General features: G+C 62.3%; 24 protein-coding genes and 1 tRNA gene. 8 read left to right on the forward strand and 17 right to left on the reverse strand.

Features of this window, described 5'->3' with window-relative positions; genetic code table 11:
* Positions 1-241: 241 nt before the first annotated feature.
* From KIP88_RS37520 to KIP88_RS37535, 4 genes are all read right to left on the reverse strand, one after another.
* Complete coding sequence (locus tag KIP88_RS37520) at positions 242-1,105, reverse strand: hypothetical protein (protein ID WP_214493202.1); 864 nt, start codon at positions 1,103-1,105, stop codon at positions 242-244.
* 6 nt (positions 1,106-1,111) lie between these two features.
* Positions 1,112-1,312, reverse strand: coding sequence for a hypothetical protein (locus tag KIP88_RS37525; protein WP_214493204.1), 201 nt, complete (start codon positions 1,310-1,312; stop codon positions 1,112-1,114).
* Entirely contained in the window at positions 1,309-1,488 is a 180-nt protein-coding gene (locus KIP88_RS37530; RefSeq protein ID WP_214493205.1) for a helix-turn-helix domain-containing protein, read from the reverse strand. The genes KIP88_RS37525 and KIP88_RS37530 overlap by 4 nt, the downstream gene beginning before the upstream one ends.
* 148 nt (positions 1,489-1,636) lie before the next feature.
* Positions 1,637-2,170 carry a hypothetical protein gene (locus tag KIP88_RS37535; protein ID WP_214493207.1) on the reverse strand — a complete coding sequence of 178 codons (534 nt, stop codon included), beginning with the start codon at positions 2,168-2,170 and terminating at the stop codon, positions 1,637-1,639.
* A gap of 475 nt (positions 2,171-2,645) precedes the next feature.
* On the opposite strand from KIP88_RS37535, the gene KIP88_RS37540 reads away from it, so the two are divergent.
* Positions 2,646-3,644, forward strand: coding sequence for a PAS domain S-box protein (locus KIP88_RS37540; protein WP_214493209.1), 999 nt, complete (start codon positions 2,646-2,648; stop codon positions 3,642-3,644).
* 107 nt (positions 3,645-3,751) lie between these two features.
* On the opposite strand, the gene KIP88_RS37545 is transcribed toward KIP88_RS37540, so the two are convergent.
* The 8 genes from KIP88_RS37545 to KIP88_RS37580 all read right to left on the reverse strand — a co-directional run bounded on the left by KIP88_RS37545 (position 3,752) and on the right by KIP88_RS37580 (position 10,239).
* The gene (locus tag KIP88_RS37545; RefSeq protein WP_214493211.1) at positions 3,752-6,994 is read right to left on the reverse strand and encodes a bifunctional DNA primase/polymerase; all 3,243 of its coding nucleotides are present in this window, start codon (positions 6,992-6,994) and stop codon (positions 3,752-3,754) included.
* A 3-nt stretch (positions 6,995-6,997) separates the two neighbouring features.
* Positions 6,998-7,189 (reverse strand): hypothetical protein, encoded by a 192-nt coding sequence (locus KIP88_RS37550; RefSeq protein ID WP_214493212.1) that lies wholly within the window; start codon positions 7,187-7,189, stop codon positions 6,998-7,000.
* 164 nt (positions 7,190-7,353) lie between these two features.
* Entirely contained in the window at positions 7,354-7,551 is a 198-nt protein-coding gene (locus KIP88_RS37555) for an AlpA family transcriptional regulator (protein ID WP_214493213.1), read from the reverse strand.
* A gap of 183 nt (positions 7,552-7,734) precedes the next feature.
* Positions 7,735-7,890: a hypothetical protein gene (locus KIP88_RS37560; RefSeq protein WP_214493215.1), complete on the reverse strand. Its 156-nt coding sequence runs from the start codon at positions 7,888-7,890 to the stop codon at positions 7,735-7,737.
* Between the two features lie 7 nt (positions 7,891-7,897).
* The gene (locus KIP88_RS37565) at positions 7,898-8,104 is read right to left on the reverse strand and encodes a hypothetical protein (RefSeq protein WP_214493216.1); all 207 of its coding nucleotides are present in this window, start codon (positions 8,102-8,104) and stop codon (positions 7,898-7,900) included.
* Between the two features lie 136 nt (positions 8,105-8,240).
* Entirely contained in the window at positions 8,241-8,696 is a 456-nt protein-coding gene (locus KIP88_RS37570) for a hypothetical protein (protein ID WP_214493217.1), read from the reverse strand.
* A 3-nt stretch (positions 8,697-8,699) separates the two neighbouring features.
* A complete protein-coding gene (locus tag KIP88_RS37575; RefSeq protein WP_214493264.1) occupies positions 8,700-9,815 on the reverse strand; it encodes a tyrosine-type recombinase/integrase in 1,116 nt (371 codons plus the stop codon).
* Positions 9,816-10,163: 348 nt separating this feature from the next.
* Positions 10,164-10,239, reverse strand: a tRNA-Ile gene (locus KIP88_RS37580).
* Between the two features lie 168 nt (positions 10,240-10,407).
* Between KIP88_RS37580 and KIP88_RS37585 the strand changes: the two genes are divergently transcribed.
* The gene (locus KIP88_RS37585; RefSeq protein ID WP_214493219.1) at positions 10,408-11,385 is read left to right on the forward strand and encodes a TAXI family TRAP transporter solute-binding subunit; all 978 of its coding nucleotides are present in this window, start codon (positions 10,408-10,410) and stop codon (positions 11,383-11,385) included.
* Positions 11,386-11,457: 72 nt separating this feature from the next.
* On the opposite strand, the gene KIP88_RS37590 is transcribed toward KIP88_RS37585, so the two are convergent.
* Complete coding sequence (locus KIP88_RS37590; protein WP_214493220.1) at positions 11,458-12,669, reverse strand: ABC transporter substrate-binding protein; 1,212 nt, start codon at positions 12,667-12,669, stop codon at positions 11,458-11,460.
* 180 nt (positions 12,670-12,849) lie between these two features.
* Between KIP88_RS37590 and KIP88_RS37595 the strand changes: the two genes are divergently transcribed.
* The 3 genes from KIP88_RS37595 to KIP88_RS37605 are packed head-to-tail and all read left to right on the forward strand — an operon-like array spanning position 12,850 to position 17,106.
* Complete coding sequence (locus KIP88_RS37595; protein WP_214493221.1) at positions 12,850-13,962, forward strand: molybdopterin-binding protein; 1,113 nt, start codon at positions 12,850-12,852, stop codon at positions 13,960-13,962.
* Position 13,963: 1 nt separating this feature from the next.
* Entirely contained in the window at positions 13,964-15,925 is a 1,962-nt protein-coding gene (locus KIP88_RS37600) for a molybdopterin biosynthesis protein (protein ID WP_374226556.1), read from the forward strand.
* 50 nt (positions 15,926-15,975) lie between these two features.
* Positions 15,976-17,106, forward strand: a complete 1,131-nt coding sequence (locus KIP88_RS37605; protein WP_214493225.1) for an FAD-dependent monooxygenase — start codon at positions 15,976-15,978, stop codon at positions 17,104-17,106.
* A 7-nt stretch (positions 17,107-17,113) separates the two neighbouring features.
* On the opposite strand, the gene KIP88_RS37610 is transcribed toward KIP88_RS37605, so the two are convergent.
* Together KIP88_RS37610 and KIP88_RS37615 are read right to left on the reverse strand one after the other, a co-directional pair.
* A complete protein-coding gene (locus KIP88_RS37610) occupies positions 17,114-17,785 on the reverse strand; it encodes a hypothetical protein (RefSeq protein ID WP_214493226.1) in 672 nt (223 codons plus the stop codon).
* Positions 17,786-17,980: 195 nt separating this feature from the next.
* On the reverse strand, positions 17,981-19,468 hold the full coding sequence (locus KIP88_RS37615; protein ID WP_214493227.1) for an aldehyde dehydrogenase family protein: 1,488 nt from the start codon (positions 19,466-19,468) through the stop codon (positions 17,981-17,983).
* Positions 19,469-19,584: 116 nt separating this feature from the next.
* On the opposite strand from KIP88_RS37615, the gene KIP88_RS37620 reads away from it, so the two are divergent.
* The gene (locus KIP88_RS37620; protein ID WP_214493229.1) at positions 19,585-20,712 is read left to right on the forward strand and encodes a substrate-binding domain-containing protein; all 1,128 of its coding nucleotides are present in this window, start codon (positions 19,585-19,587) and stop codon (positions 20,710-20,712) included.
* Between the two features lie 127 nt (positions 20,713-20,839).
* Here KIP88_RS37620 and mobA read toward each other — a convergent pair whose 3' ends face one another.
* A complete protein-coding gene (gene mobA, locus KIP88_RS37625) occupies positions 20,840-21,475 on the reverse strand; it encodes a molybdenum cofactor guanylyltransferase MobA (RefSeq protein WP_214493231.1) in 636 nt (211 codons plus the stop codon).
* Positions 21,468-22,355 carry a formate dehydrogenase accessory sulfurtransferase FdhD gene (locus KIP88_RS37630; protein ID WP_214493233.1) on the reverse strand — a complete coding sequence of 296 codons (888 nt, stop codon included), beginning with the start codon at positions 22,353-22,355 and terminating at the stop codon, positions 21,468-21,470. Before KIP88_RS37630 ends, mobA begins: the two co-directional genes overlap by 8 nt.
* Positions 22,356-22,563: 208 nt before the next feature.
* Here KIP88_RS37630 and mobB point away from each other — a divergent pair, with 208 nt between their 5' ends.
* Both mobB and glp read left to right on the forward strand, forming a co-directional pair.
* Positions 22,564-23,091, forward strand: a complete 528-nt coding sequence (gene mobB, locus KIP88_RS37635; RefSeq protein ID WP_214493235.1) for a molybdopterin-guanine dinucleotide biosynthesis protein B — start codon at positions 22,564-22,566, stop codon at positions 23,089-23,091.
* Positions 23,092-23,098: 7 nt separating this feature from the next.
* Positions 23,099-24,352: a gephyrin-like molybdotransferase Glp gene (glp, locus tag KIP88_RS37640; RefSeq protein ID WP_214493236.1), complete on the forward strand. Its 1,254-nt coding sequence runs from the start codon at positions 23,099-23,101 to the stop codon at positions 24,350-24,352.
* Positions 24,353-24,384 lie beyond the last annotated feature (32 nt).

A 24,384-nucleotide genomic window follows, 5' to 3' on the forward strand; every position in this document is an offset into this window, starting at 1 on the left:
CTTTGTCTTGCGCACAAATCTTTACGAAAGCATAGGCTTCCAATCCACATCACCTTGGGAACAAGGAGACGGGGCCCATTCTCGTTACGACGTCCTTAGGGTCGCAAAGGGGACCGTTGAAAGACCGACATTCCTCTAATCGCCAATTGCTTCAACGGGGCAAGCAGGTCTGCTCATGGCACTTTTGAGACATGCCGACCGTCCGTGACGGCGTCCGCTGCCGGGGGAAAACCGGAAGTCATCAACGGAGGGCCAAACCGACGCGCTCACGCGGCCAGTGCGGTCTGCCGAAAGCGAAGCCGGGCGGCAAATGGATTGCAGATAGAGGATTCTCGATGCGTCCCGGCCTGAAGTTGGTCCGCTCGATAACGATCTCGCGAGTGTCAAGAGTCGGCCTGATAATAAGCTCGCGGCCAAAATAGTTGTAGCGCTCCGGCGTAACGGGGATTGCCTTGCCCGTGTCGGAGTTGATAGTCGCTTCGACTACCTCTTCGCGTGCGGCCTCCGCTTGATATTTCACCCGGTCGGTGTCGGGCGGGCTAGCAGGGTACTTAAAGACCCAGCACAGCCGCTTCTCGCGCCGTTCACTTGCTGGGCGATCGGGGTGCTTGCGATGCGCGGCGTCGGTGTTGCACACCGGTTCAAAGCCCGGCACGTGTCGGCCATTTTCGTTGACCGCGTTCGCTTCGGTGTTGATCGCGTCAAGGCGAGCAAGCACATTTGCAATTGCAGATGCATGTTCGTCATAAGCGCTGAGAAGTTCGGCGGCCTCGATCTCGATCGCATTGCGGGCTGCCTCGACACGTGCCCGAAAGCGATCGGCTTGGGCACGCTTCCCAGCTTCTGCTTCGGCCGCGAGTGCGTCGGCATGCGCCTTTTCAAGTTCGGCAACGCGGGCCTCGGCTCGATCTGCGGCGCGGCGTTGCGCCTGATACTCTGCCTCGGCCTTGATGTGTTCGGCATCGCTCATGGTTGAGAGGCCAGCCAATGCGGCTCCGCGCTTGACGATGCCGTCGGCGTGTTCGGCGCGCGCTTTTTCGAGTTCGGCGGCGATAGCGGTGGAAGTCGGGGTCTTCTTTCCGAAGATGTGGTTCAGGATTTTCATTACCGGTTAGCCTCGATGGTTCTGGAAAGCTTCAGTTGCGCGGAGCCATTCTGAATAGGTCCGAGCTTCGATGGCATGCGCGCCGACAACGTCGGCGGTCATACCCAGCCTGACCATCTGGCGCGTGTAGGCATGGCGTTCCTTTGCGACGGCGTAGGCGGCGGTTGCTTCCCGCGCGTTTTTCAAGAGTTCTTCGCGGCGAGTCATGCGGCGTCTCCACCCGCTGCGAGCCAAGCGTCGAGTTCGTCGGCAGGATACGCGGGGCGATCCCCGATCTTCAGGAAGGGCGGACCCATGTCGCGCGCCGCAAGGTTACGCATGGTCTTCGCACAGCGGCCAACCCGCTTTGCGGCCTGCGTTCGAGAGAGGAAAACTTTGGACATGACATCTCGTGAAAAAACGCTGACGTGACGGAAGAGAGTGAACGTCACGCCAGCTAGTTGCCCGGCGTTACTTGCTGATGGACCTCGGCAAGTAACAGTCCCAAACTAGGAAATATCGGGACCACGAAAGAGTCCGATCCGGTCGCCCCTAAGTCGCTGAAGTCGCGACTTCGTTAGTTCGCTGGCTCGTCGTGTTGTCGTTGTGGTGGTGCAATCCCCGCGCGTCGTGTTCAGCCAGCACGGCGGCACGATCGTCCGCACGCAAGCGGAGGAGCTTCTGCTCGACTCCGATATCGATCATCGCAGCCCAGGTTTGGGGGATGTTCATTCTCAGCTTGAGCGCGAGCGCGGTAAGTTCACCCGCGAGCTCGGGCGGTAGTGCTTCAAGAGCAGGGACAGGGACAAAGCCGAACCCAAGCGTTGCCAGCGCCGCCTCAAGGCTTTCCAAGCCGGGCCGGTTCTTACGTCGCCACGCCTTCGTAGTTGCCCGGCGGACCCCACTTCGCTCTTCCAGCGAGTCATACGTCACGCGTTGTCGCGCCATTTCTGCGAACACGAGCTTCACATGCGGCCCGACATGATCGGGCATCGTAACGGTGCGCGGGTTCTTGCGGCGCTTCCGGGTGGGCGGTGAAATTAGCGCGGTGCGGAAGTCGGGCGGATAAAGCGGGCTAGCGGACATCGGGCGAATCCTGATGTAATTGAATGCCTTCAGGATCGGACGAAAGAGCTACTGCGCTACAGTCCATTGCAATCACCCTCGCGCGTGGCCCCGCATCGCAGCCACGAGACGATCCGAGAACAAAAAGTCACTTTTGAAATTTTGTATCTACCAGTGGCCGGTGGTCGCACGTCACCCGCAACGGGGGAGGGCCTTGGAAGGACCCAAATCGAAAGAACGCTACAGAAAGACGCAGTTCACGAGCAGACAGAAGGCGACCAAACGAACGATGCCACTATACCTCTACAATTCAACGCTCCAGTGGTCGTGCCGCTAATGCTCTGAATTTCCTTCCGCTTCCGGCGAGATAAGGGACATTGCCGGACTTTCTGCTGGCCCGGCCCCCGTCGCGATTAACCCGCAAGAGACATCAAATTTCATCCACAGACCATTGCAGGTGCTATAAAGTTGTCATCAAGTGGACCGTCGGGGGCCGATGACGCAGAAACACGACGTGGGAATTACGCGCGCACAGCAAATCGAAGCGGCGCTTCGCGAGAGCGAGCAACGATTGCGTTGGCTGGCTTCCATTGTTGAATCTAGCGACGACGCGATAGTTAGCAAGAATCTCGATGGCGTTATTACAAGCTGGAACAGCGGTGCTGAGCGCATCTTCGGCTACTCTGCCAGCGAGGCCATTGGTCAGCCCATTACACTTGTGATCCCTCAGGATCGGCAAGGCGAAGAACGTGAGATTTTAACGCGCATCCGACGAGGGGAGCGCGTCGACCATTTTGAGACCATTCGGCAACGCAAGAACGGCGTAATGATCGTCGTGTCGCTGACCGTTTCTCCTGTCAAAGATGCAAACGGAAGAATCGTCGGCGCATCAAAGATTGCGAGAGATATTACTGAGCAGAAGAAAAATCAGGAGCTGATCGTGATTCTGGCACGGGAGGCCGAGCACCGCAGCAAGAACTTACTCGCGAACGCGTTGGCAACTGTCAATCTTTCTCAGTCGAGCTCGCCAGAAGGTCTCAAAGAGATAATCGCTGGACGCATACAGGCACTTGCAAATGTTTGCTCGCTTTTCGCGGCAACGCGTTGGATCGGTGCGGAGATATCGGAGATTGCGACACAGGAACTAGCTCCTTATTTCGATGGAAAGCGAACGTTGATAGATGGTCCACAAACCCTGTTAGCGCCAGACGCCGCTCAGGCAGTTGCGGTAACGTTGCATGAACTAGCGACCAACGCCGCGAAATACGGTGCTTTGTCCGCGCCCGGCGGCCAAGTCCGCTTGGAATGGTCACACGTAGCTGACGGTCGATTACGACTGCGCTGGACGGAGACGGGCGGTCCAGTCGCGCACAAACCTACGCGAAAGGGACTTGGTAGCCGTATCATCGAACAAATGATCGTCCAGCAAAAGGGGGAAGTTCGGTTTGACTGGCGCAAAGACGGGCTTGTTTGCGAAATCAAGGTGCCGTTGTGAGGATGTCCGTTGTTGGCCCATCGCGTCATCTCGCTGCGATGCGGAATTTCATCGCTACCGGGGCATAGCGGACTCTCGCGAGCCGTCAGCTCGGTCGATTTATGGGTTCACGGCCTAGCTAGGTCGTCAAAGAACGCAGCGATCGTTTCCAGTGCCGGTGAAAATACGTTTGCGAACTTCAGGCGGCCTGCCGCCTCCCGACCGATCTTGACGAAGGCGGCGCGCGACGGCATCCGCTCAACTTCAAGGCTCGCCAACGGCCCCAGCCGCTCTTCCAGCCACACCCGGAGGGCGGGGGGGGCGCCGGGCAGCGCACCGGGGAGAAAATAGCCGGTGTAACGCTTCTGGCCGGGTCCTGCCTTCTGGTAGGAGAATTTGCGAACGGGGGAGGAGTCGGTGGAATCTCTAATAAGAGACTCTATAGAGAAACCACCGACTCCTCGCGCACCCCAATCCGTCGTTCCGAACGCCAGGTTGGCGTCCCGACTGTTGGTCAAGATCACACCCACTGCAGCCATATCGGCTTCCGCGTTGGGGGCCACGTCCGCCCATTGCAAAGACTCGTGAACCGGGATCGGCAACGGCACGTCGCAGACAATATCCAGCCAACACGACACAGCGCGCCTATGGGGCCGCAGACGCCCATAGGCCTGACTGAGCTCGCCATTGGTGATCCGCCACCGTAGCGCCTCGGCAATCGGTTCGGGGTGGTGATCCACCGTGGCCGCGACAACCGAGCCATCGGCAAGTTGGATACCGCCCGGACGTTTATCGAAGAAATGACCTTCGCCACCGGAGACCGGCCGACCGGCGAAGACCGACGCCATAGCTTCAACGGCGGAGCGTTTGGGGGCGGGACGCCCAATCACGATCAGCCCGGCAACCGTTTGCATGTCGTTCATACCAGCCAGCGCACCAAAGTGCCGCGCGACAACGTTGGCCGGAAGCTGCCCGCCGATCCTCTCAAGCAACCCTTTGTAGGTGATGACCCCGATCCGGTCAGGTGCGGCCAATGCTGCCCGGAGCCGAATGAACCGGACAACGTCCAGCACGTTGCGCCGCTTGGGACCCTGCCATAACCCGAGCTTTCCCATACTGACCGGGGCGCCGATGATCTGCCGCACCCGGACGTGCTCCGGCCACTTGGCGGCAACGTCCGGCTGTTCGGTCACAAACGGAGTACAGCCGGGCGTTTCGATCTCGCCGAGTGCCATCGCGATCAGCGAAGCCGGCGGCGCAGTGGCGTCGAGGACCAACGTCGGCGCATCACGCCATGACGAATGCACCGTCCGCAGCGGTGTTACGGAAACCTTGCTGCCTGCCACATTAATCCGTCCCGAGTGTGATCGGTCGCCAATGGTGGCCTCGATCTTCCATTCTTCGAGAAAAGTCGCGATCTCATGCCAAAGCGTCCCGGCATCCCGTGCCAGCTTGTTCCGGGCTGTATGACGATAGGCGACGGTCTTGAGTTCGCTTTCCCGCATGTCGGGGCGCAAGATCGAAGAAGTGACGCGGCGTTGTTCAAGCCAGCCGACCGCGTAGGCGTCTTCAGCATCGATCCCGTGGTTGATCAGCGCGGCGCGGGACAGCGGCCCGTCACCGTTCTTCTTGATCGCAGCGGCAAGCCGCGTCCGAAAGCGCGTTACTGCGTCGTGGTCGCCGTCACTACAGCCTTCGATCTTGGATTCGAGCAGCGCGGCGACATCAATGTGCAGCGTATCGCCGATTGCGACGTCAATGAACGACTCATCAATCACAACTGCATCTGGCGGGAAAATGAAGTCCGGACGCTTCGTATACAGCAACGCCGCCGGGATCACCCAAACCAACGGACGTGCCTCGCGCTGGCGTTCCATGCCGCACCCTTTGGCAAGCGGGCAGCGGACAATCTCGTTATCGATCCTGCGCTCGCAAATGGAGTCCCGGACACTGACGCCAAGATTACGCGCGGCTTTATAGGCCGGGAGGTTGCGACACATTGCATAGTCAGGTGCGCGCGGATCGGGACGTTCATAGCCGCGATAGACTTCGGCCTTGATGCCAGACGCGGCGAAGTCCCCTGCAATCTGTTCCGCGAGGTCATGGCGCGGAACAACATAGATGATGCGCCGACCAAGCCGGGCTTGCTTGGCGGCGCCCTCACGCGCAGCGTGGGTCTTGCCGATACCGGCTTCCGACCGCACCACCGTGACAGGATGCACCGGCAGAATCAGCGGCGGCTTGAGCGCCGCACCATTCCTGACAGCGATGCCGTTCAAAATAGTGTCGGCAAACTCAGGTCCGGTTATCGTCCGAAGGCGCGCAGTGGCGTCTTCAAGACTGACCCGATTGTCATGGTACGTTGCCCGCACCACCGGCATCGGGTCGGGTGCATCGGTCCAACCGATCTGCTCGCGGAGCCAGACGAATGCTTTGGTGTTATCGCGGTCGAAGAGACATTCTGCGACAAGCGTTACATCGTTGTAGCCTCGGCCGCCGTGATCAACGATTTCGCCGCTATCGCGGATTGAAAGGCTCAGACCACGCTTGCCCCGCCTGCCGCTACCGGACTGGCGGAAGCTCGCCACCGCCCGCCAGCCGCCCGACACGCGGCGCAACCTTTGTAGGTCAAGCAGCGGCAGCCACTTGTAGCGCGCAGCCCTCGCGGCAAGGTCAAAGTCACGATCTACGCCCGCCGCATCACGGGACCGCACAGGCCGTCCTACAGCCTCGCCGCGCGGTTGCGCGCGCTCGTGAGCTTCCCAACCGAACCGCCGCAATACACCTTCTATCGCAGAGGCATGCGTGCCGGTGAGCGCCGGAAGGTCAGCAAGCGGAGTGTTGAGCAACGTCCGTTCGGTGGTCCACTCATAGGGCCGACCGGTATCGGGATGGACAGAAGGCGGCAGGACGGTTTGCTTGCCGCTGGCCAGGAAGTCGAGCAAGCCGCGCTTTTCGGTGGTGCGGTAGTTCCTTGACGGCAACGGCTCGGTGGCACGAAAGAAAGCTGTGAGTCCCTTGCGGCCTTTCTTCGCGACCAAGACAAGCGGCAGCACCTCAAGCAGGGGCGCAATCAGCGCGTCGTCGTCAATATCGACCGCAACGAGACCACCGAATCCGCAGGCGATGCCGACGCCCGCACCCGACCACCTTGACCAATGTTCGATGATCTTGGGATGCGCCTGCCGTTCGCAGAACACATGCCAACCCTTGAGGCGATACCACTCAGGCTCGCCGTCGCGGTTAACGTCGAGCTTGCTCGGTTCCTTGCCTTTCGGATTCCAGTCATGTGGACCCCACTCGCCAATCGGCAGCGGCGAATAGCCGTGCGCGATCAACCGAGGGGCCGTCAGAGCAAAAGGTGAGGCCATCGCTCAGAGCCAGAGCGCTGCGATATGCTGCCAAAGTGAGCGGTGGGGGTCCGACCAGAACAGGTCGCGCGTTGCTTCTTGAATCTGGTCGAGCGAGAACAGCCGTTCCAAACCCGGAATTTCGGTGTTGCGGAAGAACACGCTGCCGTCCTCGAATACGCGCATTTCGTAGTCGCGGTGCAAGGCGGTACGCATATATTTTTCGTGCCGCCGCGCCGCTGCAAGAACGGCGTCTGCAGTGATCGGGAGGCTATTGGATTGTCCTCTCCTCACCGAAGAATCGTGGTATTGTGCGCTCACTCTCTTCATTCCTTCCGTTGACCCGGTATGCTCTCCCAAGCATGCCGGGTTTTTCTTGTTTATGAGGCGCTCACACCGCCCGGCGCGATGCAGTTGGCTTGCATGAAGAGCGCAAGGTCTTCACGCCGATACCGGGGCGAGCGTCCAATGCGAACATAGGCAGGGCCATAGCCCTCGCGTCGCCAACGTGCGAGCGTAATGACTGATTTTCCGAGGAAGTCGGAGACTTCAGCCTCGGTCAGAAGATTGATGTTCATGATCTTGCTCCAATCTAGGTGCGAGTAGGTGCGACCATCTTTGAAGGGTTGCGATGGATTTGTCGGGGGTGTTTCGGTATCCCTTCAGGAGAACGCTCGGCTTAGGCAACCCCCACCGCTCACGCGGAGGGCGCCGCGTGTCGTTGTTGAGGTTTTGTTGAGGGTAGGGCCGCCGGACGGCGATTAGACGTTGGCTTCGAGCCAATCCGCATAGTGCCGCAGCGCCGTAGCTGCGAGCTTGGCATCCGTCACACTCAACGTTACCTCGCTCGTCTCGCTCGTCTCATCAAGGACTTTGGCGAGTTCGGCAGCGTGGTCGGCTTCATTCAATTCGGGCATGGCTTCCTCACGCTGCGCGCTTGCTGATGGCGTCGCTCACCATGCGAGCCCGAAAGGCTTCGATTTCGTCGGAATCCCAATAACGTCGATTGCGCATGATGGTCGGTTTCGGAAAGCCGAGACCTTCATCGTTCAGCCACCGCCACAACGTCATCGAGCAGATGTCGCCGAACATCGCTCGGACATCTTTGGCGGAGAGGAGTCTTCCAGACATTTATGCGAGTCCTTGTGCTAGTTGGTGATGCACAAGGGATAACGATGGGCAGGGGTCACAGTCGCGGTAGAAAACGACCGCCGGACTTTACCCCAAAATCAACGGACGATCCGTTGTCGCGTTGGATGGTCCGTTGCTATCCGTTGCGCTTTATGCGCTTCCAAATCTTGTCGATGGAGTCAACACCCAGCCATACGCCCTTTTGTGCTGCTACAGCAGCTTGAGCGGCTCCAACTTTCATGCCGCTGTTTACCCGGCTGAGGACAGCCCAAAAAATCTGGTAGTCGCGCCATTCATCTTGCAGCGATCCGATAGGATTTCCGCCGCCATCACCTCGCCATGCTTGACCTAGTTCTTCAGATCGGAACCGAACTGGGGGAGCTCCCACTTCGGCTTGAATTGCCTTCTCAGCGACGTCGCTGATGCAGGCCGCGAACCGATCAATCTCAGCCTGGATTACATCCGGCACAGCGTGCGAGTGCTGGCGGGCGAGACTATACGCACGCCATGCCGCAGCGGCATTGCGCGTGCGGTCAAAATAGCTCGTCAGGTCCGCGATTTCGGAAGCGACAAGATCGGGGAGGGGAGCCATGGGTCAGGCGCTCATTGGCGTCGTAACAATCGGCAGCCACTTCCAACCTTCGTATTTGTCGCCAGTCTGCCGCAGATGGGTGTAGCGTTTGAGGCTCGTCCATGACCGATGCCCTGAGACGGCAGCGACGTGCGGGATGTTAAGCCCGGTTTCAAAGAGGCGCGAGATGCCGTCATGACGGAGGTCATGGAAGTGAAGGCGCTTTTCGTCGAGCATATCTTCGGTGTTGATCCCGAGAAACAAGCACGCCCGCGTGAACGCCGCGCCTATCGCGTCGGTCGAGTAGGGGAAGATGCGATCATCGATGCGAGGCATCGCCTTTGCGATGGCAAGTGCTGGCTGGGGCAGGTCGCACCACGTATGGTTTCCGACTTTCTGGCCGGGGTGCTTCATGTCGCGGACTAGCACCCGCGAATGCGCTTCGTCGAAGTCTGCCCACTCGATCCGCGTGATCTCTTCCTGCCGACGAGTCGAAAAAACGGCAAAGGCGGTGATGCGGTCCATGGGCGAAGACTCCCGCCGCCGTCGCGTCCGATCTCCGAAGTGCGACATGATCAAGTCGAGTTCGTCCAACGAGGGCCTGCGGTCGCGCTGCTTGGATTTTCCCGTAAGCCCCAACCGGCCGGTGACTGTGAAGGCATCGGCCATGGCCTGCGGATTTAGCGGATACTTCCAAGCCGGGGCGGCGATGGCGAATACCGCGCCAAGGTGGCTGAGATAGTTCGCAATCGTTGCAGGCGTCCGGCTGCCATCGGCCGCCAGTTCCCCCGCAAAGCCGACTATGTCGTCGCTGCCGATCTTCTCGCAGTCCATGTTCGCGATGTCGTAGTCCTTAATGGACCGAAGCACCTGTGCCTTGGTGCGCCCGATCTCCTTGAGGCTTTCGTCCGTATACCGATCGATCGCCTGCGCGAGCGTGACCCGCTTGGACCCAGCTCGCTCGATCGCCCCGGGAACCGACAGCTCCGTCTCGCGCTTCTTGATCCAAGAGTCAGCCACTGCCCTGCGGTCAAAAGTCTGCGCCTCCCGCAGGACGACCTTGCCGCCCCTTTTCTTAAGGACTTGGGCCGTGTAGCCAGTGGTGCCATCCTTACGGCGGCGAGCAACTATGGTTCCCATCGGTACGACATTCCAGTTTGAGTACGACATTGTCGTACCAAATAGAGAAAAACAGTCAAAGTCGGTCAAGGATAATCTAGATATAGTGGGTGATCAAGCCGGCCGATTTTACGTTGTCTTGGAGTTATAACATTGTTTTATAAGGGTAATTCCAAACAAAATGGATATTCTAGATTTAGTGTAGCACCCATGATGGATTGGACGCACCGCCTTCGCCATGGCAGATGCGCGTGCCCAAACGCCCATCAACGAACGTGGCGCGAACAAATCACGATTGGTTTCTGTGGCGGTAGCTGAGGCGGTATCAAATCGTCACCCTTCAGAAACGTAATAAGCTCCTGTAATGACTGGTGGGCCCGGCAGGACTCGAACCTGCAACCAGACCGTTATGAGCGGCCGGCTCTAACCATTGAGCTACAGGCCCCGCCGCGAGCGGCCGAAAGAGGCGGCCGGCAACGGTGCTGGCATCGTTTACAGGCATGACAGCGATACGGCAATGCCGGGTTGGGAGCCAAGAACAGGCTTTCATCAGGCTCCGCGCTTGCTTACAACCTCCGTTGCATCATCCGTCACCGAACGCTTGAGGCTAGAAATGAAACTCGCTGGGATCGTCTGGGCCGGCCTGCTCCTGTTCGTCGGCGCCGCCGCGGCGCAGGAGGGAGGCAAGGCCATTACCAAAAACACAATCAGCACCCAGATAAGCCTTGGGACCGCGACGCCGGGCGGCGGCTTCCCGGTCTATGGCAATGCGTTCGCGGAAATCATGAACGCCGCCGATCCGGGGCTCTCGATCGAGCCGCGCAATACCAAGGGCTCCAGCGAAAACATCCCGCTGCTGGAATCCGACCAGCTCGACATCGCGCTGGTGGCCGGCGAGCCCTCCTACGAAGCCTTCATGGGCATCGGGCGGGCGGCAACGAAACTGAAGATCCTCACCGCGATGTATTCCAGCCCCGGCATGTTCGTGGTGCGCGCCGATAGTCCCTACAAGACGATCAGGGATCTGGTCGGCCAGCCGGTCGCCTTCGGTGCCAAGGGTTCTGGCCTGCCGATCCTGTCGCGCTACATCCTCGATGGCATCGGCCTGAAGCAGGACGAGGATTTCAAGTCGATCTATCTCGACCGCGCCGGCGACGGCCCCGCCATGGTGCAGGACGGCCGCGCCGCCGCGCTGTGGGGCGCGGGCATCGGCTGGCCGGGTTTTGCTACCATGGCGCAGGCGCCGGGCGGCGCACGGTTTATCGCGCCCGACGCCAGCGAGATTGCGCTCGTCCGCGCCAAGCACACGTTCCTCAAACCGCTGACAGTGCCCGCCAACAGCTATCCGAATCAGCCGGCGGCCATCGATTCCATCGGTTCATGGAGTTTTGTTCTGGCGCGCGAAAGCCTGCCCGATGACGTCGCCTACCGGCTGGCGCGCACGCTGCACGGGGCTGAGGCGGCGCTGTGCAAGAAGCTGCCACAGGCTTGCGAGACCACGGCCGCGAACACGGTTGCGGCGGCGCCGAACGCGGCGCTGATCCACCCCGGGGTGATGAAGTATTTCAGGGAGGCGGGGGTGGTGAAATAGGCGAATAGCGAATGGCGAGTAGCGAATGGTTTCACCACTACTACTCGCCACTCACTACTCGCCATTCGCCTCTTATTTCTTCGCCATCGCGCACGCCGGATCGGGCGGGCCGAACGCTTCATCGCCGGGAATCTTGGCGAGGATCTGATAGTAGTCCCACGGATATTTCGATTCCTCCGGCTTCTTGACCTGCACCAGCCACAGGTCATGTACCATCAGATTGTCCTCGCGCAGTTTGCCGTTGCGGGAGAAGAAATCCTCGATCGGCTTTTCGCGCATCTTCGCCGCCACTTTCAGCGGTTCGTCGGTGCCGGCTTCCTTGATGGCGTTGAGATAGCTGATGACCGAGGAATAGACGCCGGCCTGCCACATCGTCGGCATCCGGTTCATCTTGGCGAAATAGCGTTTTGACCATTCGCGGGTCTTGTCGTCCATGTCCCAGTAGAACGAGGTCGTCAGCAACAGGCCCTGCGCTGCCGGCAATCCCAGCGAATGGATATCGGTGATCAGCGCGAGCAATGCCGCCATCTGCTGGCCGCCCTTGAGCACGCCGAACTCGGCGGCGGTCTTGATCTCGTTCATGTTGTTGGGCGGACCGGCGGCGATGCCGATGATCTTGGCTTTTGAGGCCTGCGCCTGCAGTACGAAGGACGACAGGTCCGGGGTCGCGAGCGGCGGCCGCACCGAGCCCAGCACCTTGCCGCCATTGGCGGTGACGACGCTGGAGGCGTCGCGTTCGAGCGCGTGGCCGAACGCATAGTCGTCGGTGATGAAGAACCAGCTATCGCCGCCGCGCTTCACCACCGCCTGCGCGGTGCCTGCGGCGAGCGAACGGGTGTCGATCACCCACTGCATCGCGTAGGGCGAGCAGAATTTGCCGTGGAAATCCGCGGCCAGGGTCGAATGCGTGATGAACAGCTTCTTCTTGTCATTGGCAATGTTCTGCACCGCAAGGCCGACCGCGGAGACCGGAACGTCGACGATCAGGTCGACCTGATCGACGTCATACCAGCGCCGCGCAATCGCGCCGCCGATGTCGGGCTTGAGTTGATGGTCGCCGACGATGATGCTGATCGGCTTGCCCAGCACCTTGCCGCCGAAATCGTCGATCGCCATTTGCGCTGATGTGACCGAGCCCTGGCCGGTCGGCGTCGCTGCCGGACCGTTCATGTCGGTGAGGACACCGATCTTGACCACATCGTCTGAAACTTGCGCGAGCGCGGCGGTCGACGCCAGCATCGCGGCCGCGAGAATTCCCAGCCTGGATAGGTTCCTGGCGAACATCCTGTCTTCTCCTCCCTGGAATCGGCGCGTTGGCCGCTGGTGCTTTGAGGCGGTTGCTCCGCCAATTGGTCTCATGTGCAACTATTTTGCCCCGGCGTCAACTTGGCCGAATGGAAGGCTCACCTGCGAGCGGTACCCGGTTCTGTTTATTTCCGGCCCGATTCAGGGCATAGCCGAGCCATGACCTCGCTCCAGCGCCTGCCGACCTCGCTGACACCGCTCGACATGGCGCTCGACGCCCTGCTGAACGGAGTGGAACCGGTCGCGCCGGTGGAATTAACGCTCAAGGAAGCGCTGCGTTGCATCGCTGCCGGGATGCCGCCGCTTCCTGCCTATCCGCCGCGCGACATTGCTGCGGCGGATGGTTACGCCTTTTGCGCACGCGATCTCGTCGGCGCATCCTCCTATTCGCCGCTGCTCTTGTCGGCGCCGCCGGTTTGGGTCGAGGTTGGCGATTCCCTCCCGGAGGCTTGCGACTGCGTGCTTGATTCCGATTCCGTCGACTTGTCTGGCCCGATGCCGCAGGTGTTGGCGGAGGCGATTCCGGGGCAGGGCGTGCGCCGGGCCGGCGGCGATATTGCGGCCGGTTGTCCCGTCGTGGAAGCCGGGCGGCGCGTGCTGCCGCGCGATCTCCTGATCGCGCGCACTGCTGGAATAGAGCGCTTGAACGTCCGCCGTCCGCGGTTGCGCATCGTCAATGTCCCCGGTGGCAGCGTGACGGCGGAACTGATCGCGGAGAGTGCGCAAGCCACTGGCGCCGACACCGTCTGCTTCACCGCCGCAGGCCGCGATGCCGGATCGATTGCGGCTGTGCTCGATGACGGCGCGTGCGATCTGCTCCTGGTCGTCGGGGGCTCGGGCGTCGGACGCACCGACGCGGCGGTGACGGCATTGGCCGCGCGTGGGGAAGTTCGTGCGTACGGCATTGCCCTGCAGCCCGGCCGCACCTCGGCCGTCGGGCGCCTCGGCAAGACGCCCGTCGTCGTGCTGCCGGGCGCGCCGGATCAGGCCCTTGCGGCATGGTGGACGCTGGCGCTTCCCGCGGTCGATCGCCTCTCGGGTCGCCACCCGCGCAAAACAGTCAATTTGCCGCTGGCGCGCAAGATTGCATCTGGCGTCGGCATCGCCGAGATCGTGTTGCTGGAACGCAAGCAGGATATGTGGTCCACGCTGGCGGTGGGCGAATTGTCGCTGGAGGCGATTGCCCGCGCCGAAGCCTGGCTCGTGGTATCAGGCGGCTCGGAAGGATTTGCGGCCGGAGCGCCGGTCGATGCCTATATGTTGCGGGACTGATATGAGTTCGGGAATGATCAATACGCCCTCACCGAAGGATCGCGACAATAGCGAGCAGGACCAGTTCCTGACGATCCTGTCGCGCGAGGATGCGCTGGCGCGTTTCGAAGCCGCCTTGTTCCCGCGTGCGGTGCCGGCAGAAAAGCGACCGCTCGCCGCCGCGCTCGGCTGCGCGCTTGCCGAGGACGTCGTCGCGCCGATCGACGTGCCGCCGTTCGACCGCTCCAATGTCGATGGCTTTGCGGTGCGCTCGGCCGATCTCGCTGCTGCCGGTGAGGCTTCACCGGTGCGCGTGATGCTGAACGACGAGGTGATCGCCTGCGGCACCGCGCCGACGCGGCCGGTATTGTCGGGGACGGCTACGGCCATCGCGACCGGCGGTTCGGTGCCGCGCGGGGCGGATGCCGTCGTCATGGTCGAGCATACGCAGCCGGCGGGACATCGCGCGATCGAAATCCGTCGCGCTGCGTCGCCCGGACAATTCGTGTCCTATGCCGGTTCCGATATCGCCCGCGGCGAGGCGCTGCTGCGCGCCGGCACCGTCATCGGCTCGCGCGAGATCGGCATGCTGGCGGCCTGTGGTATCGCGCATGTAAGCGTCGCGCGCCGGCCGCGCGTCGCTATCATCTCCACCGGCGACGAACTGGTGCAGCCCGGCCAGCCGCTGCGGCCGGCCGCGATCTACGACACCAACGGCGCGATCGTCACCGCGGCGATCTCGGAGAACGGCGGCGAGGCGCATTTTTTCGGCGCTATCCCCGACGACGAAGCGCAACTCGAATCCGAGATGCGCAAGGCGCTGGAAGCCAGCGACATGCTGGTGCTGTCCGGCGGCACGTCGAAGGGCGCAGGCGACGTGTCCCATCGTATCATCGGCCGGCTCGGCAAGCCCGGCATCATCGCCCATGGCGTGGCGCTCAAGCCCGGCAAGCCGCTGTGCCTGGCGGTGTGCGACGGCAAGCCCGTCATTATCCTGCCGGGATTTCCGACCTCGGCCATGTTCACCTTCCACGACATGATCGTGCCGGTGTTGCGGCGGATGGCGGGCCTGCCGCCGCGTTCGGACGCCAAGGTCAACGCACGCGTACCGGTGCGGATCGCCTCCGAACTTGGCCGCACCGAGTTCGTCATGGTGTCGCTGGTCGAAGGGTCGGACGGGTTGATCGCGTACCCAACAGGCAAGGGCTCCGGCGCCATCACCTCCTTTGCGCAGGCCGACGGCTTTCTGCGCATCGATGCGCTGGCCGATCAGATGCCGGCCGGCAGCGAGGCCGAGGTGACGCTGTTCACGCCGCATGTGCGGGTGCCGGATCTCGTCATCGTCGGCAGCCACTGCACCGGGCTCGATCTCGTCACGGCGCCGCTGGGGCATGCAGGCCTTGTCGTACGCTCGATCGCCGTCGGCAGTCTCGGTGGGCTCTCGGCCGCCAAACGCGGCGAGTGCGATTTTGCGCCGATCCATTTGTTCGACGAGAAGACCGAGACCTACAACACGCCCTATCTCAGTGACGGACTCGAACTGGTGCCGGGCTGGCGGCGCATGCAGGGCATCGTATTCCGCAACGGCGATCGGCGTTTCGAAGGCTTGAACGCGGAAGATGCGGTCCGCGCCGCGCTGGCCGATCCCGCCTGCATCATGGTCAATCGCAACCAGGGCGCGGGCACGCGGATCCTGATCGACCGGCTGCTCGGCGGCGCGCGTCCGGACGGCTACTGGAATCAGCCGCGCTCGCACAATGCGGTGGCGGCTGCGGTCGCACAGCACCGCGCCGACTGGGGCATGACCATTGCGCCGGTCGCGCATGCGTCAAACCTGGGTTTCATTCCCTTTGCCGAAGAGCATTATGATTTCGCGCTGGTGAAGGCGCGGAAGCAGCGGCCGGCGGTGCAAGCCTTCCTCGATGCGCTGGCCTCGGAAGCGGGACGCGCGGCGCTAAAGCAGGCGGGCTTTCGTCCGGCCTGACGCGCGACATCTAAGAAGCCGTCACAGAAACGGCTCGGGCAGGGACGGGAATGGCAAGACCGCTATCGATTGCGATCATCGGCGCCGGCATGGGTGGGCTCGCGACCGCCGCGGCGCTACGGCGGGTCGGCATCGAGGTCACGGTCCACGAACAGGCGACGCAATTCGCGCGGTTAGGCGCCGGCATTCAGATCGGCTGCAATGCCATGAAGGTGCTGCGCGGGCTGGGACTGGAAGCGCGACTGCGCGCGCAGTCGTTCTATCCGCGCTCCTGGAACAACCGCGACTGGCGCACCGGCGAAGTCAAATTCGATATGATCTTCGGCGAAAGCGCCGAGCAGAAGTTCGGCGCACCCTATCTGCTGGCGCATCGCGGCGATCTGCATGCGGCGCTTGCCAGCGCCGTTCCCGATGCCTGCATCAGGCTCAACCATAAACTGGTCGACCTTGACGAGACCGGCGAGGGTGTGCGGCTCACGTTTGCCAACGGCGCAACTGTAACAGCCGATGCCGTGGTTGGCGCCGATGGGATCCATTCCCTCGTAAGAGACATTCTGTTCGGCACCTCGCCGGTCAGCTTCACCGGGCGCATCGCCTATCGCACCACTTATCCCGCTGCATTGCTCGGCGGCGAAAAGATCGACGATTGCACCAAATGGTGGGGCGAGGATCGGCACATCGTCATCTATTACGTCAAGCCGGACCGCAGCGAGATCTACCTCGTCACCAGCCAGCCGGAGCCGGATTTCCGGATCGAGTCCTGGTCGGCAAAGGGCGACGTGAGGGAATTGCGCAAGGCATTCATCGGCTTCGACCGCCAGGTCGAGCAGGTGCTGGCCGCGTGCCCCGATGTGCACAAATGGGCGATCGTCGATCGCAATTCGCTGGAGCGATGGGCGGATCGCAACGTCACGCTGCTCGGTGACGCCTGCCATCCGATGACGCCGTACATGGCGCAAGGCGCGGCGATGGCGATCGAGGACGCCGCCGTGTTGTCGCGCTGCCTTGATGGTGTGGAGCGGGAAGGCGTTGCGGATGCATTTCGCCGCTTCGAGGCGACGCGCAAGGAGCGCACAGCGCGCATCCAGCAGACCTCGCGCGCCAATACCTGGCTCAGCGGGAAGACCGATACGGACTGGGTCTACGGCTACGACGCCTGGACCGTGCCGCTGGCGGCGTAGGTTTCGCTCAACCCTGGACGCGCAACAGCTCGCTGATGATCCGTGGCTTCATCCAGCCGACATTATCCACGATCTCCCTGCGCAGGGTGTCGTGCTCTGCCTCGTATTGCTCCCGGGTAATGCCCTGGCCGCCTGTCGCCGTAACTCCGAATGCTTCCAGCGCGAGGTCATGGCGTTGCTTCCAGTCGATCACGCGCTTGGTCATGACTTCCGTGATCGCCGGCACCATACCGGGATGGCCTGCCAGGTCACAGGCCTCCTTGGTACGTACATCCCCTGCCAGCATGAGTACGTTCCACTCGTCGAACCCTATGAGCTTCATCTGGGCGTACAGAAACGCACCATGTTCGCCGTCCCAGATCGTGTGGTCGATGACGAGAAAAGGCACGGCATGGCAATAGCCATGGCGCATCGTCATGTCGCGGTTGAAGGCCTCGGTGCGCTCATGTAGCCGCTGCTTGGCTGCAGCGAAGAGGGCGATATAGTCCTCTGCCGTCGGCAGGATGTTGCGCGCATCATCCGGGGCAAAGCCAACTTCCCGCAGGAACTGGCCGATCTTTGGATCGTCCCAGAGCTCCCTGGAGAAGACGCGGGTCACACCGTCTGCGTCCGGTGTCGCGCGCATTGTCTCCTTGAATTCGGTAAAGCTTTGCGGCTTCCTGCGTCCGAATATTGCCATGCTGGCCTCGCGCCCAATCTAACGCGAACCCTATGGGCAAGCACATTAAATTGCATTTAATCTGAATCTGAAATCACGACCGAATTCTTCAATCTCCAGGTAGTTAAGTGCTTGCTAACCCTATGGTGAGGCGCGCGGTAACGCCGCGCGTTGCCGGACGGTGCTGTGCATCGCCCGGCAAACCACGAGGGTTTCTCAGACGTTCAGATTCATCCACACCGCCTTCGGCTCGGTGAAATTCTCGATCGCGGCCGAGCCATGTTCACGGCCGAAGCCGGAATCCCGCACGCCACCCCATGGCAACCGCACGTCGGTATAGCCATAGGTGTTGATCCAGACCGTGCCGGCATTGGCCTTCTTCGCAAAGCGCTGCACGCGTCCGATATCCCGGCTCCAGACGCCGGCAGCCAGGCTATAGGCGGTGCCGTTGGCGATCCGCAGCGCATCGGCTTCGTCGCGGAACTTGATGACGCTCACGACGGGGCCGAAGATTTCCTCCTGTGAGATTCGCATCTCGTGCCTGACGTTGGCGAACACCGCGGGGCTGATGAAATAGCCGCGGTCGCCGACGCGTTTGCCGCCAGTCGTCAGCAACGCGCCTTCCCGCTGGCCGATATCGACATAGTCGAGGATGCTGTTCATCTGCTTTTCGGAGATGACAGGACCGAGCGCGGTGGCGCGATCGGTGGGATCACCGATGCGGATCGCCTGCGCGCGCTGCGTCAGCCGCTCGACCACCTCGTCATAGACCCATTCATGCACAAGCACGCGCGACCCGGCCGAGCAGACCTGCCCGGCGTTGAAGAAGATTCCGGACGCCGCCGCCTTGCTCGCAGCCTCGATGTCGGCGTCGTCGAAGATGACGTTGGCGGATTTGCCGCCAAGTTCGAGCGAGACGCGTTTGAAATTGCCGGCCGCGCCGCGCAGGATGCCGCGGCCCACACCCGGCGATCCCGTGAAGGTGACCTTGTCCACATCGGGATGATTGACAAGGGCGTCGCCGACCACCCGGCCAGGGCCGGTAACGATATTGAGCACGCCCGGCGGCAATCCTGCCTCGAGCGCCAGCTCGCCGATGCGCAATGCCGAAAGCGACGTCAGCTCTGCAGGCTTCATCACGATGGTGCAGCCGCAGGCGAGCGCCGGCGCAAGCTTCCACATCCCGATCATCAGGGGAAAATTCCAGGGCACGATGGCGGCCACCACGCCGACCGGTTCGCGCACGGTATAGGTGAGCGCGTCATCCCGCGTGGAAACGACCTCGCCGTTGATCTTGTCGGCCCAGCCCGCGTAGTAGGTCAGGGTGTCGATTGCAGCCGGCAGATCCTGCCGCAGCACGCCTGCGATCGGCTTGCCGGCGTCGAGGCTTTCGAGGGCTGCGATTTCATCGGCGTGCTGCTTCATCAAGCCGGCGAGCCGGAGCAGGATTTGTCCGCGCTCCGACGCGCGCATGGTCCGCCAGGGGCCCTCGAAGGCGCGCCGCGCCGCCGCGACCGCGCGATCGACGTCGGCCTCATTGCCTTCCGCAACCGTGGCGATGACCTGCTCGGTGGCCGGATTGAGGGTTTTGAAGGTGCGCCCGGAGGCGGACGGAACGTGCTGGCCGTCGATGAGCAGCAGCCGGGGCCTGGCGGCCGAAACCGGGGGCGTCATTTCGCGAGCGTAGTCATATGCAATGGACATCCTATTTCCTCCGTTGTTAATCCTAACGTGGGAGAGAAATATGCTGCCGTAAATATGATATGTTTTGCCTATGGCTGTCGCCATATATGAAGTGGAATTCATAGGAGGGTAAGCCGATGCTGCAGATCGAGATCGAAACCGTCTGGCGATTTCGGCAGGAGGGCAGCCCGCAAACGATCGTGGTGATGCTCGGCATCCTCAACGAGATCAGAAAGACCGGTAAACTCACCAGCGCCGCGACCCACGCCCAGCTTTCCTACCGTCACGTCTGGAACCTGGTCGAGCAATGGTCCGAGTTCTTCGGGGCGCCGCTGGTCGAGACCCGCCGCGGCAAGGGGACAGCGTTGACGGCGTTCGGCGAAAAGCTGGTCTGGGCCGGACAGCGCATGCAGGCCCGTCTCGGTCCGCAGTTGGAAAATCTCGCGCAAGAACTCGTCACCGAGATCAAGCCGTTCCTGCACCAGCGCCCGTCCGTGATTCGCGTTCATGCCAGCCACGGCTACGCCGTTTCAAAGCTGCGCGAATTGCTCGACCACGAATCCGGCATCGGCGTCGATCTGCGCTATGTCAGCAACCAGAATTCGCTGGTGTCGCTGGCGCAGGGCGCCTGCGATCTTTCCGGCGTGCACCTGCCGCGCGGTGAGTTGCGCGCGCAAAGCGTTCAGGCCTGCCGGGAATGGCTCGATCCGCGCGAAGACCGCGTGATTCATTTCGTGACGCGCGAGATGGGGCTGATGCTCAAGCGCGGCAATCCGCTCAAGATCACGTCGCTGAAAGACATCGTCGACCGCAAGGCCCGTTTCGTCAGCCGCGACCATGATTCCGGCACGCGCCTGCTGTTCGATCAGTTGCTTGCCCTGCACCGGATCGACGAGGCCAGGATCAACGGCGCGCAGCAGATGGAATTCACCCACGCCGCGGTGGCCGCTTACGTGGCGAGCGGCATGGCCGACGTCAGCTTCGGCGTCGAGGCCGCCGCCCGGCAGTTCGGTCTCGATTTCGTCCGGCTTCTGACCGAGGATTATTTCTTCGTCTGCCGCCGTGCGTTTCTGGAGACTGAGCCGATGCAGCGCGTGCTCGGCGTCATGAAGGGCAGCGAATTTCACAAGGCGGTGGCCGCGCTTCCCGGGTATGTTACGGCCAATTCCGGATCGGTCAGCACCGTGCAGGAATTCCTGGAGAGCTTGGACGCAAAGGTGGTCACTTCCCGGAAGGCAAAGAGACGACTTGGTCGCGACGCGTAAGTTTCGCGCGTGTCCCGGACGCGGTGCGCGTAGCGGTGCGCCGCAGAGCCGGGACCCACTCCCGACCCGCGGTGGGCCCCGGATCAGCAGCGCATCACTTCGTGCTGCGCAGCATCCGGGGCACGAGTTAACCGCCGTCCAGCGCCGCCAGCCGCTCTGCCTCCGCAATGTCGTCCATGGTGTTGGCGTTGAAGAACGGATCGAGCGGCGTGGCCGGCCATGTCACCGTGGCGAGTCGGTAGCGTGCGGTCCAGCGATCGATCTTCCTGACGTCCTCAACGACCAGCGCGTGGCGCAGCTGTTCGCGCAAGCCGACGCTCCATAATCCGATCACCGGATGGGACTGGCCGTCGGAGGCGGCAACGGCAAGCTCGGCATTCTCTGCCGTAAGCGCGCCATGGAGCTTCGATACCAGATCGCGCGGCAGAAACGGGCAGTCGGCGGCGGCGCTGAGAATGAGTTTTACATTGGGTCGATTGGCCGCAGCCCAATCGAGTGCCGCCAGAATGCCGGCGAGGGGCCCGGGAAAATCGGCGACGCCGTCAGCGACGACCGGAAGCTCGAACGCCGCAAACCGCGCGGGATCGCCATTGGCGTTGAGGATGAGGCCGTCGCATTGCGGCGCAAGGCGCGCGATCACGCGATCGAGAATGGTGCGGCCGGCGATCGTGCGCATCGGCTTGTCGCCGCCGCCCATCCGCCGCGCCAGGCCACCGGCTAGCAGCACGCCGGGAATTTTGACGGCACCGGTCGCGTCAGTCATCGCGTTCGCCCTTGCGCTTGTGACGGGCGGATTCTTCTTCAACGTAATCGAGGTTCTGGTCGTAGATGATGCGCTCCTGTCCCGACAGCGCAATGAAGCGTTTGCCGCGCGTGCGGCCGACCAGCGTCAGTCCGACCTGCCGCGCCAGGTCGACGCCCCAGGCGGTAAAGCCCGAACGCGAGACGAGAATGGGAATTCCCATCCGCACCGTCTTGATCACCATTTCGGAGGTGAGGCGGCCGGTAGTGTAGAGAATCTTGTCGGCGGGATCGACGCCGTGGCGGTAGATCCAGCCCGCGATCTTGTCGACGGCGTTGTGGCGGCCGACGTCCTCGGTGTAGCACACGGGCGTGCCTTCCTTGCACAGCACGCAGCCATGAATCGCGCCGGCTTCCAGATAGAGCGAGGGCATGGTGTTGATCGCGTGCGTCATCTGGTAGAGCCAGGACGTGCGTAATTCCGCCTTCGGCAGCGCCACGCTTTCGACGGCTTCCAGCAGATCGCCGAACGCGGTGCCCTGTGCGCAGCCTGATGTCTGCGTGCGCTTCTTCAGTTTTGCTTCAAAGTTGGTGTGGTGCTCGGTGCGCACCACCACCACCTGGAGGTCGTCGTCATATTCGACCTCGGTGACGACGTCGTCGTATTTCAGCATGTTCTGGTTCAGGAGATAGCCGAGCGCCAGATATTCCGGATAGTCGCCGATCGTCATCATGGTGACGATCTCCTGCGCGTTCAGGTACAGCGTTAGCGGCCGTTCCACCGGCACCCGGATCTCGACGGCGGCGCCGGTCTGGTCGGTCCCGGCGACGCGCTCGGTCAGCCGCGGATCCTCGGGATTCGGCACGATCAGGGGGGCGGGGGCTTTTTCGAGCTTCATCATATCCCTAGGTTAGCATGACAAGGGCCTCCAGCCGATATAAAGCATTTCAGAGTATGAACAATGCGGCCGCACGCCGTCATTGCGAGCGAAGCGAAGCAATCCATGACACAGCAAAGGAAGCGTGGATTGCTTCGTCGCTTCGCTCCCTTGCGCAAACGCTTCGCGTTTGTCGCAGGCAATGACGGTGGGGAAGCCGCCGGAGAACGCAATGAAAGTAATAGGCCTCGCGGGATGGAGCGGCGCCGGCAAGACCACCTTGCTGACGCGGGTGATCCCGCAATTGCAGAAACGGGGCCTGCGCGTGTCCGTGATCAAGCACGCCCATCACGCCTTCGATGTCGACGTGCCCGGCAAGGATTCCTGGAAGCATCGCGAGGCCGGTGCGGCCGAAGTGCTGGTGTCGTCCAGCCAGCGCTGGGCCCTGATGCACGAACTGCGCGGCGCGGGCGAGCCGCGGCTGCCGGAACTGCTGGCAAAGATGTCGCCGGTCGATCTCGTCGTCGTCGAGGGTTTCAAGCGCGAGCCGCACCGCAAGATCGAGGTCTATCGCGCCGCCAATGAGAAGTCGCTGCTGTTCCCCGACGATCCCGGCATTGTCGGGATCGCGACCGATACGGCGGTTGAAACCACGCTGCCGACCGCCCATCTCGACGATATCGAGGCGGTGGCGGCGATGATGCTCAAATCGGCGATCTCGCTCGAGGACGTGCTGGCGAAATGCGAAGCTGAGGGCTGATCAGGCCATGGCGCAACTGTCCGACGATTGCTTTGCCTTCGGCGGGCCGATGATGTCGGTCGATGAGGCCGTGGGTCTCATTGCGACGCGCGTGACGCCGGTCGTCGATATCGAGACGGTGACGCTCGCTTGCGCCGATGGCCGCGTTCTCGCGCACGACATTTTGGCGCCGCTGCCGCTGCCGCCCTTCACCAATTCCGCCGTCGACGGTTATGCGGTCTCCAGCCGCGACCTGCCACAAAAGGAAGAACAGGCATTTCCGGTGATCGGCCGCGTTCAGGCGGGCAGCTCCACGCCTGAGCCGCTCAAGCCGGGGCAGGCGGTGCGCATATTCACCGGCGCGCCGATGCCCGAAGGCGCCGATACCGTGTTCATGCAGGAAGACGTCCGCGTCGAAGACGACAAGGTCGTGCTTCCCGCAGGCCTTAAGCCGGGCGCCAACGTGCGGCCCGCGGGCGAGGATATTCCAGCGGGCTTTGCCGCGCTGAAGGCCGGCCAGCGGCTGCGGCCGCAGGACGTTGCGCTCGCGGCAGCCTTCGGCCTGACAGAGCTCGATGTCGTCAGGCGCATTCGCGTCGCGGTTTTCTCCACCGGCAACGAACTGGCGTCGCCAGGCGAAGCGCGTGCCGCGGCGCAATTGTTCGATTCCAACCGTTACATGCTGATGGCGATGCTGTCGCGGCTCGGCTGTGAGGTCAGCGATCTCGGCATCCTCAGGGACGACCGCACCGCGCTCGCACGCGCCCTGCAGGACGTGGCCGGCAGCCATGATTTGATCCTCACCACCGGCGGCGTTTCGACCGGCGAGGAGGACCACGTCAAGGCGAGCGTCGAAAGCGTCGGCAGGCTGGTGCTGTGGCGGATGGCGATCAAGCCGGGACGGCCCGTCGCGATGGGAATCATCGGCGGCACGCCTTTCATCGGATTGCCCGGCAATCCCGTGGCGAGTTTTGTCACCTTCGTTCACGTGGTGCGACCCACGATCCTGGCGCTGTCAGGTGCGCGGCCGGAGCCGTTGATGCCAATGCCGGTTCGCGCCGCCTTCAGCTACAAGAAGAAGATTGCCCGCCGCGAATATGTCCGCGTCACCCTGCGCAAGGCAGCCGATGGCGCGCTCGAAGCGGTGAAGTTTCCGCGCGAGGGCGCGGGACTTCTGTCCTCGCTGGTCGATACCGACGGCCTGGTCGAACTCGGCGAACAGGTGACGCTGGTCGAGCCCGGCCAGACCGTCGGGTTTCTGTCCTACGCAGGTCTAATGTAGGATTGTAGGTGGGCAAAGGAGCGTCAGCGACG

Source organism: Bradyrhizobium sp. SRL28 (assembly GCF_018596315.1).
In the GTDB taxonomy this organism is placed as follows: Bacteria; Pseudomonadota; Alphaproteobacteria; order Rhizobiales; family Xanthobacteraceae; genus Bradyrhizobium.